Source organism: Mucilaginibacter pineti, assembly GCF_900101875.1.
Classification (GTDB): Bacteria; Bacteroidota; Bacteroidia; order Sphingobacteriales; family Sphingobacteriaceae; genus Mucilaginibacter; species Mucilaginibacter pineti.
Genome location: NZ_FNAI01000030.1, coordinates 1 through 17,003, shown reverse-complemented (window position 1 = coordinate 17,003; position 17,003 = coordinate 1). Strand labels below are relative to the sequence as shown.

Below are 17,003 nucleotides of genomic sequence, written 5' to 3'. Positions count from 1 at the left end.
CAGGTGTACGCCATCGAATCTTCTGGTCCTAAGCAAAAATCCGGTTCCTATAGCTTGATAATGAATTTACTATATTAGGCAAATGGTAATATCCTCAGATAATACCGGCTTTAGAACTATAACAGCTTAATTTTCGTAAACCTATCAAACAACCAGCTTAACGTGCAGCAATTACCGGTACCAGCCAATGAAAAAGAACGCCTGAAGGCGCTGAAAGACTATGAGCTCCTCGATACTTTAAATGAACATGAATTCGACCGCCTCACCGAGCTGGCTTCGCTGATCTGTAATATGCCGATCTCTCTGGTGTCCCTGATCGACGACAAACGGCAATGGTTCAAATCCCGGGTGGGCCTGGATATTTCCGAAACCGATCGTAAGCTGGCTTTCTGCCAGTACACGATCATGGGCGAAGGTTTGCTGGAAGTACCGGATGCCACCAGGGATGAGCGTTTCAAAGATAATGCACTGGTGACCGGCGAGCCGGACTTGCGCTTTTACGCCGGTTTCCCCTTGATCTCCCCGGAAGGATATGCGCTGGGAACGATCTGCGTACTGGACCGCAAACCCAACAGCTTAACGGACCAGCAAAAAAGGTCGCTGGAACTGCTGGCCGGCGAAGTGATGGCGCTGATCACCGAACGGCGCCAGAAAGAAGAGTTCCGGAACTATGAGAAACTGTTTCGCTTCTCCGATGACCTGATCTGTATCGCCGGGGCTGACGGTTTCTTTAAGAAAGTAAATCCGGCCTTCAGCGCCGTCCTGGGTTGGGAAGCCTCATTTTTGTTGCAAACCTCGTTTTTTGAATTGATCCACCCGGAAGACCTGCCGGCTGTACAAGCCGAGCTGGTTAAATTAAGCGAAGGCGAAAGCACCGTAAATTTTGTGCTCCGGATCAAAACAAGCGCGCAGGATTATAAAACGATGCAATGGACGGTAACGCCCGAGCTCACGACGACCAACCTGTTCGCGATCGGACGGGACATCACCGAAGGCAGGGCGCAGGAAGAGCAGCTCGCCGTCAGCGAAGAAAAGTTACGGGCATTTTTTGACAATTCGCAGGGCCTGATGTGTACGCATGATCTGGACGGTAACTTTCTGTCGGTTAACCTCGCCGGGGCGGCTTTGCTGGGTTATACGCGCGAAGAGATCAACCGCATGAGTTTGTTTGACATCGTCCCGGAAGAAAAATATCCTTTGATACAAGGCTATTTGGCGGTGATCAAAGCTGAGGGCAGCGCCCGCGGCCAACTGATCACCCGGCACAAGAATGGCGGTTTACTCACCTGGCAGTTCAATAATATCCTGGAAACCGGCACAGGCAGGGCTGATTATGTGATCGGTAACGCCATTGATGTGACCGAGCGGCAGCAAATGGAGAATGCCCTACTCCTGGAAAAAGCCAGGCTCAGCGCTTTTGTCGTGCATGCACCGGCGGCAGTGGCGATGCTGGACAATGACATGCACTTTATCGCCGTCAGCAACTGCTGGCTTGAAGAATATGAGCTGAAAGAGCGGGATATCACCGGCTTATCTTACTACGAGGTGTTTGAGGGCCTCGGACCAGAATCGCGGGAAAGACATCAACGCGTTTTAGACGGAGCTATTGAAAAAAAGGAGGCGGATTACTTTACCGCGCCGGGGCCGGATCAGTATCAATACGTCAACTGGGAATTGCGGCCCTGGTACCAGGCGGATGGGAGTATCGGGGGAATGATGATCTTTACCCAAAATGTCACTAAGCTGATCCGGCAGCAGGAAGAACTGCAGGCTGCCAAGTTACAGGCCGAAGAAGCCAGTATCGCCAAGTCTGAATTCCTGGCCAATATGAGCCACGAGATCCGCACGCCTTTGAACGGTGTGATCGGGTTTACCGACCTGGTGCTGAAAACCGATCTCAATGAGATCCAGCAACAATACCTGACCATCGTGAACCAGTCTGCAAACGCGCTGCTCGGCATCATCAACGATATCCTGGATTTCTCCAAGATCGAGGCGGGTAAGCTGGAACTGGATATTGAGAAATGCGATCTGTATGAACTCGGCTCACAGGCCGCCGATATTATTACTTTCCAGATCCAGACCAAAGGATTGGAAATGCTGCTCAATATCCCGCCGGATCTGCCTCGTTTTATCTGGACGGATACCATCCGGCTGAAACAGATCCTGATCAACCTGCTCAGCAATGCCGCCAAATTCACCGAAAAAGGCGAGATCGAATTGAAAATAGCCGTGCTGTCGTTTGAAGCCGAGCATGCCCTGATGCGCTTTGCTGTCCGGGATACGGGTATCGGCATCCAGCCCGATAAGCAGCTCAAGATCTTTGAGGCATTTTCACAGGAAGATGGCTCGACCACCAAGAAATATGGCGGTACCGGTTTGGGTCTGACGATCTCTAATAAACTGCTCGGCCTGATGGGCAGCCAGCTGCAGCTGGAAAGTACGCCCGGACAAGGCAGCATGTTCTACTTCGACATCACGCTCAAAGCTGAACAGGGCGAACCGGAGCACTGGGAGAACCTGGAGCTGCTCAAACAGGTACTCATCGTCGATGACAACGATAACAACCGGCTCATCCTCCGCCAGATGCTGGCGCTGAAAAACATCGAAAGCACCGAGGCGCGGAACGGGCTAGAAGCGCTGCAATTATTCGCCGGGGGAGCGCATTATGATGTGGTCCTGATGGATTACCACATGCCGTATATGGACGGGCTGGAAACGATCCGTAAGATCCGGGATAACTTTTTCGCGACAGCGGAGGAACAACCGGTCATGCTCTTATACAGCTCATCGGACGACGAAAAAGTGATCAAGGCCTGTGAGGAACTGAAAGTCAGTCACCGGATGGTTAAGCCGATCAAGATGCAGGACTTTTACAATACCCTGACGCGGCTATACAAAATAAACGACGAACCGGATCCTGCATTATCACAGCCAATAGCGATGATAACAGATCAATTGCACATTTTACTCGCCGAAGACAACGCGGTCAATATGCTACTGGCCAGGACCATTCTGAAAAGGATCGCTCCCAATGCGGTTTTAGCCGAGGCGAAGAACGGCCTCGAAGCGGTCAGTTGTTATCAGCGACAATTACCGGACCTCATCCTGATGGATGTGCAGATGCCGGAGATGAACGGTTACGAAGCGACCAAAAAGATCAGGGGGCTGGAACAGGGGACTCGCGTACCCATCATCGCCTTGACCGCAGGGAATGTCAGCAGTGAGAAGGATGCCGCTTTGGCCTCCGGGATGGACGACTTCGTCGTAAAACCCTTCGTCGAAGAGACCATTGCCGCCGTACTGCATAAATGGCTGCAATTAAGCGGGGACCTATCGCCGGGCGTACCAGCTGTTTACACAGGTGCCGAAGAGGCAGGACACTTTAAGTTCGAGAAACTCAAGAGCTACCTGGGGGACGAGCCGGAGCTGATCCGGGAAGTGATCGCATTAACCAGAACGGAATTAGCGGAATCGCTGGTCAGCCTGGAGCGTCAGGCAAACAGCTCCGATTGGGGGGGATTAAACAGCACCGGGCATAAACTATATGGGACTGCCGCTTCCGCAGGAATGCCGTACCTGGCGGATCTTGCCCGAAAGTTTGAAAAGCTTGGCGCAAGCAGAGCCGGAATGCTGGACGAACTGCTCAGCCAGGTGCGGGCGGAAATAGCATTGGTGCTGCAACTCATGCCGGATCATTATCCAAACTGACACGGCTATCGTGGTTTGTGGTATAACCCACGACCAGCCGGATCTTTTCATCCAGTTCGGCAACCGCTTTTTCCATGAGCTGCAATTCTTCGATGTCCTTCGCCCGCCCATCCGCCTTTACCAGGTCCATTAAGCCCATGATAGAAGCGACCGGCCTGCGCAGTTCGTGCGACTGGATAAAGGCAATCTCCCGAAGGGATTCATTCTGCGCCAGTACGCGTTGTTCCTGTTCAACCCGTTTCGTGATATCGGTGGCATTATAGGATACGCCGATGATCTCTCCATCGGGATTGCGGGCCGGGTCATAGGTAAAATACCACCAGATATATTCATCCCCGTATTGGATCTTTCGCTCCAGCACAACCGGGGTTCCGGCCAGGGCCGTTTTGTAATTGCGAATAAATTCATTTACATAGGACGGATGTACATAATCCGTCACCCTCATTCCCGTACTGATCTTTACCTCATGGTGTTTAATGACAAAATCAGCCAGCGCTTTATTAAAAGCCATAACTTCCATGTCTTTGCCGATCAGCAGGTGGCAGGAGCTGGAACTTTCAAAAAAGGAACGCAGCTTGATCTCTGAGTTTTTGGCTTTAACATACTGTTCTTTGAGTATCTGCAGGCTGGTATCGAACTCCAGTAAGTGAATTACTTGTTTGGACAGAACCTGCAGCATCTCCTGCTGATGACTGCTCAGCTTCCCTGGCGCCTGATCGATCACGCAAAGGCTGCCCAGGTTGAACCCATCCTGCGTGGTCAGCGGTGCCCCGGCGTAAAAGCGGATGCCCGGTCCGCCCGTTACCAGCGGGTTATCGGCAAAACGTTCATCCAGCAGGGCATCCCTTATCATCAAAACATCCTGCTGGCCGATGGTATGGCTGCAAAAAGCGGCCTGACGTGTGGTCGTTTCCAGGTCGGAACCTATCTTAAATTTAACATATTGCGTATCGTCAGCCACCAGCGTGATCAGTGCGGTGGGCGTGCCACAGATCTTTGCTGCCAGCGCCACGATCTCCTGGATCTCTTTTTCTTTACTGATCTCCAATTTTAAAAAGCGGTTCACAGCTGCCAGTCGTTCCAATTCTTTTATGGGCATAAGATGGTCATATGTAGGCTATACGTAGAAAGCAGCATAAAGGTTTTTATCCTTTTTCTGTCGTAGAGGACTGGCAGGCTTCAAGGCAAGTACTAATGTATTTATCGTCCGGGTGAAACTTATCAGCGCTAATTGACCTGAAGTTTGAGTCAGGCTACGAGAAAGCCTTCCACCTTTTGAAGGAGACGGTCGATATCAAACGGTTTGGCGATAAAATCGTTTGGCGCGCCCTCCTGACGGAGGGATGCGGCGAGATTATGGGAGGCGGAGATCAGGATCACGGGTAAAGCAGCCGTGTCCTTTCCGTTTTTAAGATGATTGCAGATGATCCGGCCATCCATTTCGCCCAGCATGACGTCCATCAAGACCAGGTCCGGGCTAAATTGCCGGATCGTTTGAAAGATTTCCTCGCCGCTGGAAAGGCTGACTACTTCATAGCCTTTATCTGTTAAAATGTAAGAAATAATCTCCAAAATGTCCGGATCGTCGTCCAATACCAATATCTTATTTTTCATAACCGCCTGCCCAACTGGAAATACAATAATCCTGCCATGAATAATTCTTTGCCTTAACATGGTAGTACTTTATGGAAAATACCGTGAATGAACTGATTTTTTCTATTTTTGTTCTCCTGCATTATTTAAAATATTGATGAAAAGAACGAATATACTCGTCATCGAAGATGACCACGCCATCCGGGATATCGTTTCCTATGTGCTATGGTCGGAAGGATACGATGTGCTTACTTGTGACACGCTGGAACCGCTCGAACAAATTGCCGCCTGCAGACCTGAACTGATCGTACTTGACGAGTGGATCAACGCCCGCGAAGGCACCATGCTTTGCAAGGAGATCAAAAAGATCCATCAGTTGGCGCGTGTGCCCGTAATCATTCTTTCCACCGCTTCTGACATCGAGCAGATTGCCCTATCTTGTAAGGCAGATGGTTTTGTGCACAAACCATTTGACGTGGATGTGCTGCTTGCAGAGATCAAAAAATGCCTTACCAAAAATGCGGACGCCATCAGCCACCAATGATCAGGTAAGCGGGATGCTGAAGTAAAAAGCTGAACCAACACCGCTTGCACTTTCCACCCAGATACGGCCGTCATGCCGATGAATGATCTCAGCACTCAGGTACAGGCCGATACCGAAGCCGGATATATGCTGGGTATGCGGATTGTTTACCCGGTAATAGCGGTCAAACACATGCCCGATATCCCCTGGCTTGATGCCCATGCCCTCATCCTGAACACTCACCTGCGCCTGGCCATCCATGACCCGGCATTGTACATCGATCACTTTTCCTTTGGGCGAATATTTGACCGCGTTACTAAGCAGATTGCTCAGGACAGAGCCGATCTTTTCCTGATCGGCATAGACTTGTACCGGACCGGCGGATTCAAAATTGATGCGGTGGCTGGAAACGGTCAGTACCGTTTCACTGATCGTTTCCGCGATCAGTTCATCCAGGTTAAAGGCTTGTTTATCAATATAGATCTTGCCGGATTCCAGCCTTGAAACATTCAGAAAACCGTTGATCATGCTGGTCATGCGCTTAACTTGTTTGTGGGCCTTATCCATTGCACTGGCTAAAAAAGGATCATCACTGTGTTTCAACTTTGCATTGGCCACCTGAATGATGGCCGCAAGAGAAGTTACGGGGGTTTTTAGCTCGTGACTGGCCATACCGATAAAGTCACTCTTGCGGTTTTCCTCCAGTTTGCGCTCCGTAATGTCCCTGGCGATCTTAGACAAGCCAATAATATTACCTTGCGGGTCAAACAATGGTGAGACGGTTACCGAGACGTCTATCAGCCGGCCGTCCTTCCGCATTCTTTTAGTTTCGAAATGTTCCAGCCGTTCTCCACGTTTTAAACGGGCGATGATCTCCGGCTCCTCGTGCGTGCGGTCATCCGGGATCAGTTTATAGATCGTCTCGCCGATCACTTCATCTGCCGTATAACCGAAGATACGTTCGGCCGCATCGTTCCAGCTGGTGATCACGCTGTCCAGCGTTTTGCTGATAATAGCATCATCCGATGAGGCAATAATGGCCGCCAGTTTAGCGCTCTTTTCTTCCGCCAGTTTATCATCTGTGATATCCAGTAAGGTACCGACCAGGCGCATGGGGCGGCCGGCAGCGTCAAGGTGCGCCAGGCCCTGCAACCGGACCCAGCGCAATTCACCGTTATCTGCCCGGATGATCCGGCAGCTAACGTCGTAATGGGCTCCGCCCTGGTCAGCCAGTGCTCTTTGGATCTCCTGCTGTACCCGGCTGCGGTCATTCCCATAAAACAGGCCGGCAATGGTTTCCCGCCCTATGGTCTCCCCAGGAGAAAAACCCAAAATATCGTTGCACTCTGCTGAAAGGTAGAGGTTACCACTGACCGGGTTCCAGTCCCAAGCACCTAGTTGGGTAGCAGCAATGGCCATGCTTAACCGGGATTCGCTTTCTGACAGCTCCTGCAATGTCCGCTGCAGGTACTCCTGGGTTTCCCGCAGTTCCTCGTTGGTGGCAGTCATTTCCTCGTTGATAGCGACCATTTCTTCATTGCTGGCTATCAGCTTCTCATTAAGGGCCTGCGCCTGCTGTTCACTTTCTGTCAGCGATTCGGTGCGGGCCTCCACTTTGGCTTCGAGCTCATCATTCAGGCGCTGCAGGTCTTGATGCGCCTTTTGCAACTCCTCGTTGATCGTGACCAGTTCCTCGTTCGAGGCGGCCAGCTCTTCATTTAAGGCCTGTTCCTTTTCGATCGCTTCCCAATGGATAAACTCTCTTTTTATCCGCTCGGACTCCAGTAATTCATCGACGTCTACGCAGGAGCCGATATAACCGGCAAAGGTGCCGCCGGCCGAATATCTGGGAACGCCGTTATCCAGCAGCCAGCGGTAAGCGCCGTCATGGCACTTTAAACGGTACTCCATCTGGAATTCCTTGCGGGCATCAAATGAGCTGTTATAAATATCCAGGCAACGCTCCAGGTCTTCGGGATGGACGCCTTCGGCCCAGCCGTTGCCGTATTCCTGCGCCATCGTGCGGCCGGTAAAGCGCAGCCAGGCGGCATTAAAGAAATAACACAGTTTGTCCGTTCCGGAGATCCAGATCAGCACCGGAGCCGAGTCTGCCATCAGCCTGAACTGTTCTTCGATAGGAATTATTGGTCGGGATGGATCCATAGGCGAAGCGGGCTGGTTATTTATTTTTTTTCAGATAGGCTTCTACTTTTTTGGCGGAGTTGCCTACGGCATTGACAGCGGCTTTTAACCGTACGTGCGTTACACCAAACTTATCGGCCCAGTCCCTGACTTCATAAGCTTCGCTGATATTGATCAGGTCCCTGTCCGGGCTGCCGGTTTTTTGTTTATTATCCATAGTGTTAACGGGGATTGTACGTTTCGGTAACAATCGTTAACGCTAATAGTTTTAACAAAAAACGATCGGGATAGCTGGTGAAATCGCTCCGCTGAAGGGCCGGTGCCATCGTGCTCAATAACTTTGGCCGACCAAGAGGAATCAAATTAGAATTCCTGTGATAGAACTATTAAATTTGTAAGCAAAAGAACAGGTATTCTTTTTTTAACCAGTTATCGATCCATATATGGGAAGCAAAGAAAGGGTGGCGCGCCTGAAAGCCGATACCCGGAAGCATATCCTGGATGCTGCGATGGCCATTGTCAGGAGGGAAGGCTGGCGGGAACTGAGCCTCCGGAAGATCGCAGACACCATCGAATACACCCCGCCGGTGATCTACTGCTATTTCCTGAACAAGGAAGCGGTACTGATCGAGCTGGCCAGGCGAACGTACGCGCTGCTGATCGCCCGGGTGGAACAGCGCCTGGCGGACGTGACAGGTCCGAAGCAGCGACTGGAAACGATCCTAAGGGCTTACCTGGCGTTCGCCATCGAAGAAAAGGAGCTTTATCAGTTGCTATATGCCGTAGGTACGGACCTGGAAGACGTTAAAAAAACCTTCCCCGGGCTGGCAGTCTTTATGGATCTTTTCCGAAAGGAACTGGCGCAGCTGGTCAGCAGGGAAACGTTTACCGAAACCTATTTTCACTGTAAATATTTTACCATGGTCGCTTTCATACACGGCCTGGTTTCGGTGAATAGTTATTTTAAAGATATTGAGCCGGCGGTGAACGATCAGCTGCTGAACGATGCGATCGCCGGCATGCTCCGTTCAGCCGAATGGTCGTATAAAACAATTGACACCAACTGATCGGACTATAACAAATTATTTTTGATAAAGTAAGTCGCCAAATCTGTATTAGAAAAGCTGGAAAAATCAGCTTGCCGTAACAGCGTTACTAATTGTCCACGGTGATAAGTGGCGTGATTAACGAAGTGAGGAAATGTTTGCCAAAAAATCATTTGTCCTTGTCTGCCGTTTGGATATATGAATGTAACCGGTTTCTGGTAGTCTTCTTCCGGATAGTTTTCAATGAAGTTTTGTAAGTCATCTGATGCTTTGCCCCAAATTTCAATCAGCTCATCCTTTGTACCGTTAAACCCAGCAGACAAGTAAACGGGATCAGCAGCTTTTGTCCAAAAGTCAATCCAAATCTTTTTAGCACTAACCATATGAACCGTAGTTTGTCTGACACTACTGAAACTACTCCTGATAGGTTGCTCCCATTGTTCGTCATTGATTTGTTTTAGCCATTCAATAATGATGCGATCTGTCCAATTATTGTAATTGGCTAATTCTGTGAAATACTTTTTTGTCATTTCCTTTACGTTTTAAATTCAACGCAAAGTTAGAAAACACGTTTGGTGTAGTATTATCGCTAATCGTTCAAAAGCTGTTGGGAAACGGTCAGATTTTGTTGTTGGAATTGTTTGGGACTAATGCCGTAAACCTGTTTGAACGATTGTGAAAAACTTGAGTGATTTTCATAGCCCACTTTGTAAAATACTTCGCCTGGATTTTCGTTTTGCAGCAATAGCGATTTTGCTATCGTCATTTTTTGCAGCAAGAAGTATTGGCCTGGTGCTTCATTGTAGAGTTTTATGAATTTTCGTTTGAAGGTGGAAACGCTGGTATGACACAAAAACGCTAATTCTCCTAATGTCAGATTATTGGTTATGTTGAGTTCAACCACTTTCCGAATTTCAAAGTCAACGTACGCTTCCTGGTTTTTTGCTGCAAATGCAAGAATTTCATCCGGATATTTTTCAAGAAGATGAAGCATTAATTCTTCAAATTTCAGTTCTGTTATTTTGTCTGAAAAGGAAGCCGCCTTTGTTTGAATGAGTTTAAGCGAAGTAATGTAGTTTCTAATAAATTCATCTTTTTCAAATACCAAAAACGGCTTTTTAGTATTGCCTGGCTTGGATGAGATTTTGTTAATTATAGAAGCATATTTTACAAAAAACAATGTTAGGGCTGTGTTGTCAAAAAACAGCATGGTGCTACGATAATTGTTGTTTAAAGGGAGTTTCTCTGTCATTAAACAATTACCTGAAGAAAGTATGGCAAATTGATCCTCTGTAATAGTCGTTTTGCTGTTAGCGTAGTATACAACTTTTTCCCCTTGCTCAAGTAACGAAACAAGATTTTGCGGAAGAAAGATTTTGTTTCTCGGTGCTTGTCTATCCGAAATATAGTGGAATATGTTAAACGCAGCCATTTTAAATTCTCTATCTGTGTGTGGTTGTCCAGTCTTCCTGCTATAGCCTATACGAAAAAGGGCTAGGTGAAGGTACGGAAAATCGAAGCGGAAAGTTTCAATTTAAATAACACATTGTAAAGGCCAATTTCTATCTGTATTTACATCTTTTACAAAGATCTGTGAATTGTTCCGATATCGGCCTGCCAGATAGTAGATTACAAGCCTTCTTTCTATCAATAGTTTTTTCTTCACCGCTAAAAAAAACGTTCAGCTGCAGTCTTTCCTCCATTTATACCAACTGCCTTTGAAAATTTAGCACTTATATCCACGATTATCTTCGTAATATTTACCTTAGGTGCAAAATATTTCCATAATTTTTAATTCACAGATCCGCTACCGGTGTTTAATGCCGTTTGGAAAAATCGTCCTGTCACCAATTTTACTTTTTAAAATCTTCAACTAGTGTTAAGTTAAATATAATATGACGTATAATATGTATATTTTGGCAAACAAAATACAGATGGTACGTTATACTATAACACTTACGAAGGAGGAGGTTGGAGAGTTATATTCGATAGTCAACAAAGGTTCTCATACTTCTCAAACATTTCGGACAGCATATATACTTTTGAATTGTGATGAAGGGGAATATGCGGAGAAAATAATAATGAACAGATCAGTCAAGTTCTGAAAGTTGGAATGCGAACGATAGACCGGGTTAAGAAAAAGTTTATTGAAGATGGTTTTGAAGGTGTTTTAGACCGTCGCCCTACCCGTCGTGTGTATGAAACAAAATCGGATGGCGATGTAGAAGCGAAACTGGTTGCCTTGTGTTGCAGCGAGCCGCCAAAGGGGTTTGCTAAATGGTCATTAAGGTTACTCGCCGACAAGATGGTGGAGTTGGAATATGTTGAAAGCATTTCGCATGTGACGGTAAGAAGTGTGCTTAAAAAAACGAACTTAAGCCTTGGAAAGTAAAGGGCTGGGTAATACCGCCTGAAAAAAGCAGCGAATTTGTAGCCAATATGAAAAGGGTATTGGATATATACAAAAAGCCTTATGATGAGGAGTTTCCGGTTAATGTATGGATGACTCACCAAAACAGTTAATAGAAGAACGGCAACCCTCTCAAGCCATGAAGCCTGGCCAGGAAGCAAGAGTGGATTATGAGTATATAAGGCACGGGGTTGTCAATATATTTATGGCCAACGAACCTTTGAAGGGCAAGCGCTTTGTAGAAGTTACAGCGTTTAAAACCAAAAAAGACTGGGCTTTATTTGTAAAAAGAATAGCAGATGAATGGTATCCGGCGGCGAAGAAAATAACTTTGGTAATGGACAACTTTAAAACCCATTCAGCTTCTGCATTTTACGAGACGTTTGAACCCGCCGAAGCCAAAAGACAATGGGATAGGTTTGAGTTTGTTTATACCCCTAAGCATGGCAGCTGGCTAAATATGGCGGAGATATAACTGCATGTATTGAATGGACAATGCCTAAACAGGCATATTTCAACAATGTAGAAAATCAATGAAGAAGTAGCGGCATGGCAAGACACCAGGAATAATAAGAATAGTAAAATTAACTGGCAATTTGAAAATAAGAACGCACGAATAAAACCGAAAGGGCTTTATCCGTCATTACACGATTAACATAACACTAGTCGAACTTTTTTGTAGCCGGGCGAGGCGATCTTTGTGTTATGGAAATACAAAAAGCATAGCAGATACCATTCTCATCTACACCAGTGCCTGGAGCTTTCATGTGCCCGCTGACCATGAGGGTGGTAACTATTCCGGAAAACGTGCCAGGCACAGTGTAACCCCTCCTAAAAATCGGACTGCTTAAAGGACGAAAAGTCTTAACTTTAAACAGTCAAACGATGAAGAACACAATCATTACCGAAGCACAGATTATCAAGGCCATCAAAGAGTATGAAGTGGCCGTGAGCTAAACGACGTATGCCGCGAATTAGGCGTGCACAAATCAACCTTTTACAACTGGCGTAAAAAGTATGCCGGTATGGATAGCCAGGAACTGAAGCGGCTGAAAGAGCTGGAGGAAGAGAACCGCAAACTGAAGCATATGTATGCTGAGTTGGCTTTAGAATCATAGCCTGTTAAAAGACGTACTCTCAAAAAAGTTCTAAAGCCCGCCAGCGCAAGGACATGGTTGCTTACTTAATGGAGTTCCGTCAGGTGAGTATTAGCAGGGCTTGCCGGGTGGTAAAGCTGCCCAATCCATGTATTATTATAAGAACGTCAGGGATGACTCAGCAACAATTGATAAGCTGCTGGAACTGTCTGAAAAGCACCCCACCGAGGGTCAGGATCTGTATTATAGCAGAATTCGGCAGCAGGGCTTGCTATGGAACTATAAGCGTGTAAGACGAGTTACCTGTTATTGGGCATGAACCGCCGCCGAAAAGTGCGCAGACGCGTGCCTGCACGCGTTAAAGTGCCATTGGTCGTGCCTGAGCAGGCTGGAGATACCTGGTCGATGGATTTTATGTGTGATGTGATGATGAACAAAAGAAGATTCCGAACGCTGAATATTATCGATGACTATAACAGGGAAGCTATAGCCGTGGAAGCTGCCTATACTATACCAGCCGTACGGGTGACTCAGATATTGGAGCGAACTATTCATGAGCAAGGTAAACCGAACTGTATAAGAGTGGATAACGGGCCGGAGATTAACAGCAAGGAATTTAAGGATTGGTGTGAAAGCAAAAGTATAACTGTCCAATTCACCCAACCGGGCAAGCCTATGCAGAACGGCTATATCGAACGGTTCAATAGAACCTTTCGTGAAAACATACTGGATGCTTACTTATTCGAAGACATCAACCAAGTACAGGTTTTAGCCGATGAATGGATGGAAGATTACAATTACAGCTGGCCGCATGAAGCACTCGGAGGTATAACGCCAGACCTGTATAAGCGGCTAAACTGTGGAGATATTGAAAACTCTACCGAGTTTCCAACATCCCCACAGTTCAAACAACAATAATCATATTTTTGAATTAAATAAGTCTATAAAATACCAGTCCGAACTAAGGGAGGGTTACAAATACTTTGCGCGCCTTTGATTTCGCTAAGAATTTTTGGTGTGAAAATATCTTCTTCATTTAATCCATATATGTTGAATACTTTAATCAGTGAACTTAGTTGCATATCCGAATTGACCCTTTCATATTTGTTATACTGGCCGGGATCAATGTTATGAAGTTCGGCAAACAGCCTTGCATTTTTAAAACCTTTATTTTTTCTAAGCGAAATAAAGAACTTTCCAATCCCTTTTAGCAATAAGTTAATGTTGTTTTGACCCCTTTTTTCCTTGCTTGCTAGCAAGGGAAATAGAACGGCAGCCATCCTATGCCGATTACCTCTATCTGCGAATTTCCGAAGAGAAGGAAGAACTCCGGGTGCGTGTAAGCGATATTGCTTACATCTATCGAACAGAAACGGGGCCTTTGGTGCTCCGGCGGTACGATGCCAGTTCGGTCATTTTCTGGGAATCACTTAACGCAGTACAAAAGCTACTCGACCCGGAAATGTTTTGCCGTGCCAGCCGCAATTTCATCATCACCCGCGATGCTGTCGAAAGAACGAGAAAACACCGCGACCAAGGTATGATTCTGGAACTGATACCACCATGCGATGAAATCGTCAAAGTCAGCAAGGACGCGAAGAAAGAGGTTGAGGAATCGATCAAAAATGAGATACGCTCATTAAACGATGATGAAATCAAACACTAAAACCCCGGTTGCGGCCAGCGGCTGCATGCGACCCGCGATAAGCGGGTACCTGCTACCGCCCGCCTCACCTCGCACAGCAAGACGGAAATTCGCTGCGCTCATAACCGACTTGCTCTTTCCCTCGCTGGTGAAAGAAAAAAACCAATTACACCACAGTCGCAAAGATAGCCGCCGCCGGGACGCAACGTAAAGGCTATATGAACAGGCGGTTCTTGGTTTGTTTTTTATTGGTCGCCTGGCCTTGACATTTCACCCGGCTACCTGCTTTTGTTGCTTAAGTGGTGAAAATGGGTGGGTGTGTGTAATTACTTGCACGGGGGAGCATGTCCGCTCTCACAACCAGTCTGGCGGCTGTGCTATACCCAATAATGCTAAATAGATAGACATTAAATTTGGTAGATTTTATGATATTCGTAACTTTATATCATAAGATTTGCAATTAATCTGTAGCAAGAAAGTGGTGCGTAATTCGGTGCGCAAGCAATTATCCCACTCATAAGACATTGGTTATCAACCCCATTTAGAGGTGTTACAAAACCCTCCCTCTCCGCCAAGTATATCTTAAATAATTCAAAAACGCCTTAAATGCATCATTTAAGGCGTTTTTAGTTTTTAGACCGAACCAAAATATTCAATAAATCGCATTGGTCTGGTGACCTTTTGGTGACCTATTACATGTAAAGACCGACAGGTCACCAGAAAGCTTATAAGTGGCTATATATCAACTTGTTCAACAGCTGAACATCTTGATTTATAGCGTAGCAAGTAACTAATTTTATCCACTTAAAGGTGACCTGTGATGAACAAATCATTTTCTCTGCTTTTTTACGTAAAAAGCTCCAAGCTAAGTGCCGACGGCACAGCCCCTATTTATCTACGCATTACCATCGATGGTAAACGCATTGAGATCTCCTCTAAACGGCAGGTCATTCCATCCAAATGGAACACTGCCGCACAAAAACTGATTGGCACGGGTGATCATACCCGCTCCTTTAACGATTATCTTAAAACGTTGGAGCGCCAGGTTTACGAAGCGCATCAGCTGATGCTCGAAAAGAAAATACAATTGACTGCCGCCAACCTTAAAAGCATTTTACTTGGTAAGGAAGAAGCCACACCGGACAAAATGCTTATACCAATTTTTGAAGAGCACAACAAACAAGTTAAAGCGCTGATCGGAAAAGAATTCGCTAAAGGCACCTATGACCGTTATGAAACAAGCCTAAAGCACACCAAAGACTTCCTGTTATGGAAATACAAAGCTACTGACATCGGTATCAGCGGTATCGACCACGAATTTGTAATGTCTTACGACTTCTATCTCCGTTCTGAGCGAAATTGCAACAACAATTCTACTGTCAAATACCTGAAGAACTTTAAAAAGATCATCCTGATCTGCCTGGCTAATGGCTGGCTCGACAAAGACCCATTCAGCAAATACAAACCGAAAGTAAAAGAAGTCAAAAGAGATTTTTTGAATGCCGAAGAATTGGCAACTATGGCAAAAAAACAACTGGCCAGTGACAGGACCTCGCAGGTGCGTGACATTTTTCTCTTTAGTTGCTATACAGGACTGGCCTATGCGGATGTCAAAAAACTAAAGCGTTCCGAGATCGTCATCGGCGTAGATGGCAGCGAATGGATCGCTACAAGCAGGCAAAAAACAGATACCGCTTCCAGTATCCCATTGCTCCCTCAGGCCATACAACTGATGAATAAATACAAGGACCATCCGCAATGTGCAAACGACGGATTACTGTTACCTGTTTTGAGCAATCAAAAGATGAACAGTTATCTCAAAGAAATAGCGGACGCCTGCGGTATCACTAAAGAGCTTACCTACCATATAGCCAGGCACACCTTCGCAACCACAGTCACCCTGGCCAATGGCGTTTCCATCGAAAGCGTATCTAAAATGCTTGGACATACCAATATCAAAACCACGCAGCATTACGCAAGAATTTTGGATATGAAAGTTGGCGAAGACATGAATGCGCTGAAGAAAAAACTACAAGCTTACTGAACGCAAGCTATTGTTATTCACACTTAAAAAAGGAACTATGAAAGAACTTATTACCGGCGACCAGGAGATTGCTGAAAAAATTTATCTGATCCGTGGCCATAAAGTTATGCTGGATAATGACCTGGCAGAAATGTATGGCGTTGAAACTAAAAGATTAATTGAGCAGGTTAATCGAAACCTGCTCAGGTTTCCGGCGGAATTTATGTTCCGCCTAACCGATGAGGAGTTCGAAGTTTTGAGGTCGCAAATTGCGACCTCAAAAAGAGGCGGCAGGCGATACGCTCCATACGCTTTCACGGAACATGGTATCCTGATGCTTTCAAGCGTGCTAAATAGCAAGCAGGCGATTACGATGAGTATCAAGATCATTGAGGTCTTTGTTAAATTCAGAGAAATGTTGATTACCCAAAAAGATCTGCTGCTTAAATTTGAGCAGCTTGAAAAGCTTGTCGTTCAGCACGATGACGATATCCAATATATATTTCAAGCTCTGAAACAATTGATACAACAAAAGAATGAGCCACGTGAACCAGTCGGTTTTAAACTAAGGGGTAAGCCGGACGACCTTTAGCAGGTGAAGTTTGCTATTTGCGCATAATGCTCCATTGCAATACGTAAACAACCAAAAGCGGCAAGCAGCAAAATTGTCAAGGCCGGGCCACCGCTGAAAAGCGGATCAAACGGCCCGCTTGTATAGCCTCCTATGTAAAGCGTTTATATAAAAATGGTTATTTTTTCTCTTTTATACATAAAAAAATATTTTTTTCTTCTGCCAGCCTTCAGTTAGGGCAA

General features: G+C 46.3%; 14 protein-coding genes and 2 pseudogenes. 9 read left to right on the top strand and 7 right to left on the bottom strand.

Annotated elements, in window-relative coordinates; translation table 11 throughout:
• Window positions 1-162: 162 nt before the first annotated feature.
• Window positions 163-3,711, top strand: a complete 3,549-nt coding sequence (locus BLS59_RS30550) for a response regulator (protein ID WP_091157730.1) — start codon at window positions 163-165, stop codon at window positions 3,709-3,711.
• Here BLS59_RS30550 and BLS59_RS30545 read toward each other — a convergent pair.
• Together BLS59_RS30545 and BLS59_RS30540 are read right to left on the bottom strand one after the other, a co-directional pair.
• Window positions 3,686-4,810: a GAF domain-containing protein gene (locus BLS59_RS30545; protein WP_091157727.1), complete on the bottom strand. Its 1,125-nt coding sequence runs from the start codon at window positions 4,808-4,810 to the stop codon at window positions 3,686-3,688. The two genes, BLS59_RS30550 and BLS59_RS30545, sit on opposite strands and share 26 nt — an antisense overlap.
• Window positions 4,811-4,959: 149 nt before the next feature.
• Complete coding sequence (locus tag BLS59_RS30540) at window positions 4,960-5,325, bottom strand: response regulator (protein ID WP_091157760.1); 366 nt, start codon at window positions 5,323-5,325, stop codon at window positions 4,960-4,962.
• Window positions 5,326-5,461: 136 nt separating this feature from the next.
• Here BLS59_RS30540 and BLS59_RS30535 point away from each other — a divergent pair, with 136 nt between their 5' ends.
• The gene (locus BLS59_RS30535; protein WP_091157724.1) at window positions 5,462-5,848 is read left to right on the top strand and encodes a response regulator transcription factor; all 387 of its coding nucleotides are present in this window, start codon (window positions 5,462-5,464) and stop codon (window positions 5,846-5,848) included.
• Here the strand turns inward: BLS59_RS30535 and BLS59_RS30530 are convergent, their stop codons facing one another.
• A complete protein-coding gene (locus BLS59_RS30530) occupies window positions 5,849-7,990 on the bottom strand; it encodes a PAS domain S-box protein (RefSeq protein WP_091157721.1) in 2,142 nt (713 codons plus the stop codon).
• Between the two features lie 16 nt (window positions 7,991-8,006).
• Window positions 8,007-8,186, bottom strand: a complete 180-nt coding sequence (locus BLS59_RS30525; RefSeq protein WP_091157717.1) for a DUF3606 domain-containing protein — start codon at window positions 8,184-8,186, stop codon at window positions 8,007-8,009.
• Window positions 8,187-8,412: 226 nt separating this feature from the next.
• Between BLS59_RS30525 and BLS59_RS30520 the strand changes: the two genes are divergently transcribed.
• A complete protein-coding gene (locus BLS59_RS30520) occupies window positions 8,413-9,036 on the top strand; it encodes a TetR/AcrR family transcriptional regulator (RefSeq protein ID WP_091157714.1) in 624 nt (207 codons plus the stop codon).
• Window positions 9,037-9,041: 5 nt separating this feature from the next.
• Here BLS59_RS30520 and BLS59_RS30515 read toward each other — a convergent pair whose 3' ends face one another.
• Both BLS59_RS30515 and BLS59_RS30510 read right to left on the bottom strand, forming a co-directional pair.
• Window positions 9,042-9,545, bottom strand: a complete 504-nt coding sequence (locus BLS59_RS30515) for a DinB family protein (protein WP_091157712.1) — start codon at window positions 9,543-9,545, stop codon at window positions 9,042-9,044.
• Window positions 9,546-9,604: 59 nt separating this feature from the next.
• Window positions 9,605-10,447, bottom strand: coding sequence for a helix-turn-helix domain-containing protein (locus tag BLS59_RS30510; RefSeq protein WP_091157709.1), 843 nt, complete (start codon window positions 10,445-10,447; stop codon window positions 9,605-9,607).
• Window positions 10,448-10,949: 502 nt separating this feature from the next.
• Between BLS59_RS30510 and BLS59_RS31455 the strand changes: the two are divergent.
• From BLS59_RS31455 to BLS59_RS30485, 3 genes and pseudogenes are all read left to right on the top strand, one after another.
• Window positions 10,950-12,080, top strand: a pseudogene (locus BLS59_RS31455) (IS630 family transposase).
• Window positions 12,081-12,381: 301 nt separating this feature from the next.
• A pseudogene (locus tag BLS59_RS30490) lies at window positions 12,382-12,543 on the top strand (transposase); the annotation flags it as partial.
• A 294-nt stretch (window positions 12,544-12,837) separates the two neighbouring features.
• Window positions 12,838-13,440: an integrase core domain-containing protein gene (locus BLS59_RS30485; protein WP_091157695.1), complete on the top strand. Its 603-nt coding sequence runs from the start codon at window positions 12,838-12,840 to the stop codon at window positions 13,438-13,440.
• Window positions 13,441-13,463: 23 nt separating this feature from the next.
• Here the strand turns inward: BLS59_RS30485 and BLS59_RS30480 are convergent, their stop codons facing one another.
• A complete protein-coding gene (locus tag BLS59_RS30480) occupies window positions 13,464-13,802 on the bottom strand; it encodes a hypothetical protein (RefSeq protein WP_091157693.1) in 339 nt (112 codons plus the stop codon).
• Here BLS59_RS30480 and BLS59_RS30475 point away from each other — a divergent pair.
• The 3 genes from BLS59_RS30475 (at window position 13,772) to BLS59_RS30460 (ending at window position 16,782) form a co-directional block, all read left to right on the top strand.
• Window positions 13,772-14,188 (top strand): LytTR family DNA-binding domain-containing protein, encoded by a 417-nt coding sequence (locus tag BLS59_RS30475; protein ID WP_091157690.1) that lies wholly within the window; start codon window positions 13,772-13,774, stop codon window positions 14,186-14,188. The two genes, BLS59_RS30480 and BLS59_RS30475, sit on opposite strands and share 31 nt — an antisense overlap.
• A gap of 799 nt (window positions 14,189-14,987) precedes the next feature.
• The gene (locus BLS59_RS30465) at window positions 14,988-16,211 is read left to right on the top strand and encodes a site-specific integrase (protein WP_091157683.1); all 1,224 of its coding nucleotides are present in this window, start codon (window positions 14,988-14,990) and stop codon (window positions 16,209-16,211) included.
• Between the two features lie 37 nt (window positions 16,212-16,248).
• Window positions 16,249-16,782 (top strand): ORF6N domain-containing protein, encoded by a 534-nt coding sequence (locus BLS59_RS30460; protein ID WP_091157680.1) that lies wholly within the window; start codon window positions 16,249-16,251, stop codon window positions 16,780-16,782.
• The last annotated feature ends 221 nt before the right edge of the window (window positions 16,783-17,003 follow it).

Excerpts from the sequence above, each read along its gene's own strand:
- BLS59_RS30520 (WP_091157714.1), top strand. The coding sequence starts at position 8,413 with ATGGGAAGCAAAGAAAGGGTGGCGCGCCTGAAAGCCGATACCCGGAAG.
- BLS59_RS30545 (WP_091157727.1), bottom strand. The coding sequence starts at position 4,810 with ATGCCCATAAAAGAATTGGAACGACTGGCAGCTGTGAACCGCTTTTTA.
- BLS59_RS30530 (WP_091157721.1), bottom strand. The coding sequence starts at position 7,990 with ATGGATCCATCCCGACCAATAATTCCTATCGAAGAACAGTTCAGGCTG.
- BLS59_RS30535 (WP_091157724.1), top strand. The coding sequence starts at position 5,462 with ATGAAAAGAACGAATATACTCGTCATCGAAGATGACCACGCCATCCGG.
- BLS59_RS30515 (WP_091157712.1), bottom strand. The coding sequence starts at position 9,545 with ATGACAAAAAAGTATTTCACAGAATTAGCCAATTACAATAATTGGACA.
- BLS59_RS30540 (WP_091157760.1), bottom strand. The coding sequence starts at position 5,325 with ATGAAAAATAAGATATTGGTATTGGACGACGATCCGGACATTTTGGAG.
- BLS59_RS30485 (WP_091157695.1), top strand. The coding sequence starts at position 12,838 with ATGAACCGCCGCCGAAAAGTGCGCAGACGCGTGCCTGCACGCGTTAAA.
- BLS59_RS30465 (WP_091157683.1), top strand. The coding sequence starts at position 14,988 with ATGAACAAATCATTTTCTCTGCTTTTTTACGTAAAAAGCTCCAAGCTA.
- BLS59_RS30460 (WP_091157680.1), top strand. The coding sequence starts at position 16,249 with ATGAAAGAACTTATTACCGGCGACCAGGAGATTGCTGAAAAAATTTAT.
- BLS59_RS30525 (WP_091157717.1), bottom strand. The coding sequence starts at position 8,186 with ATGGATAATAAACAAAAAACCGGCAGCCCGGACAGGGACCTGATCAAT.
- BLS59_RS30510 (WP_091157709.1), bottom strand. The coding sequence starts at position 10,447 with ATGGCTGCGTTTAACATATTCCACTATATTTCGGATAGACAAGCACCG.
- BLS59_RS30480 (WP_091157693.1), bottom strand. The coding sequence starts at position 13,802 with ATGGCTGCCGTTCTATTTCCCTTGCTAGCAAGCAAGGAAAAAAGGGGT.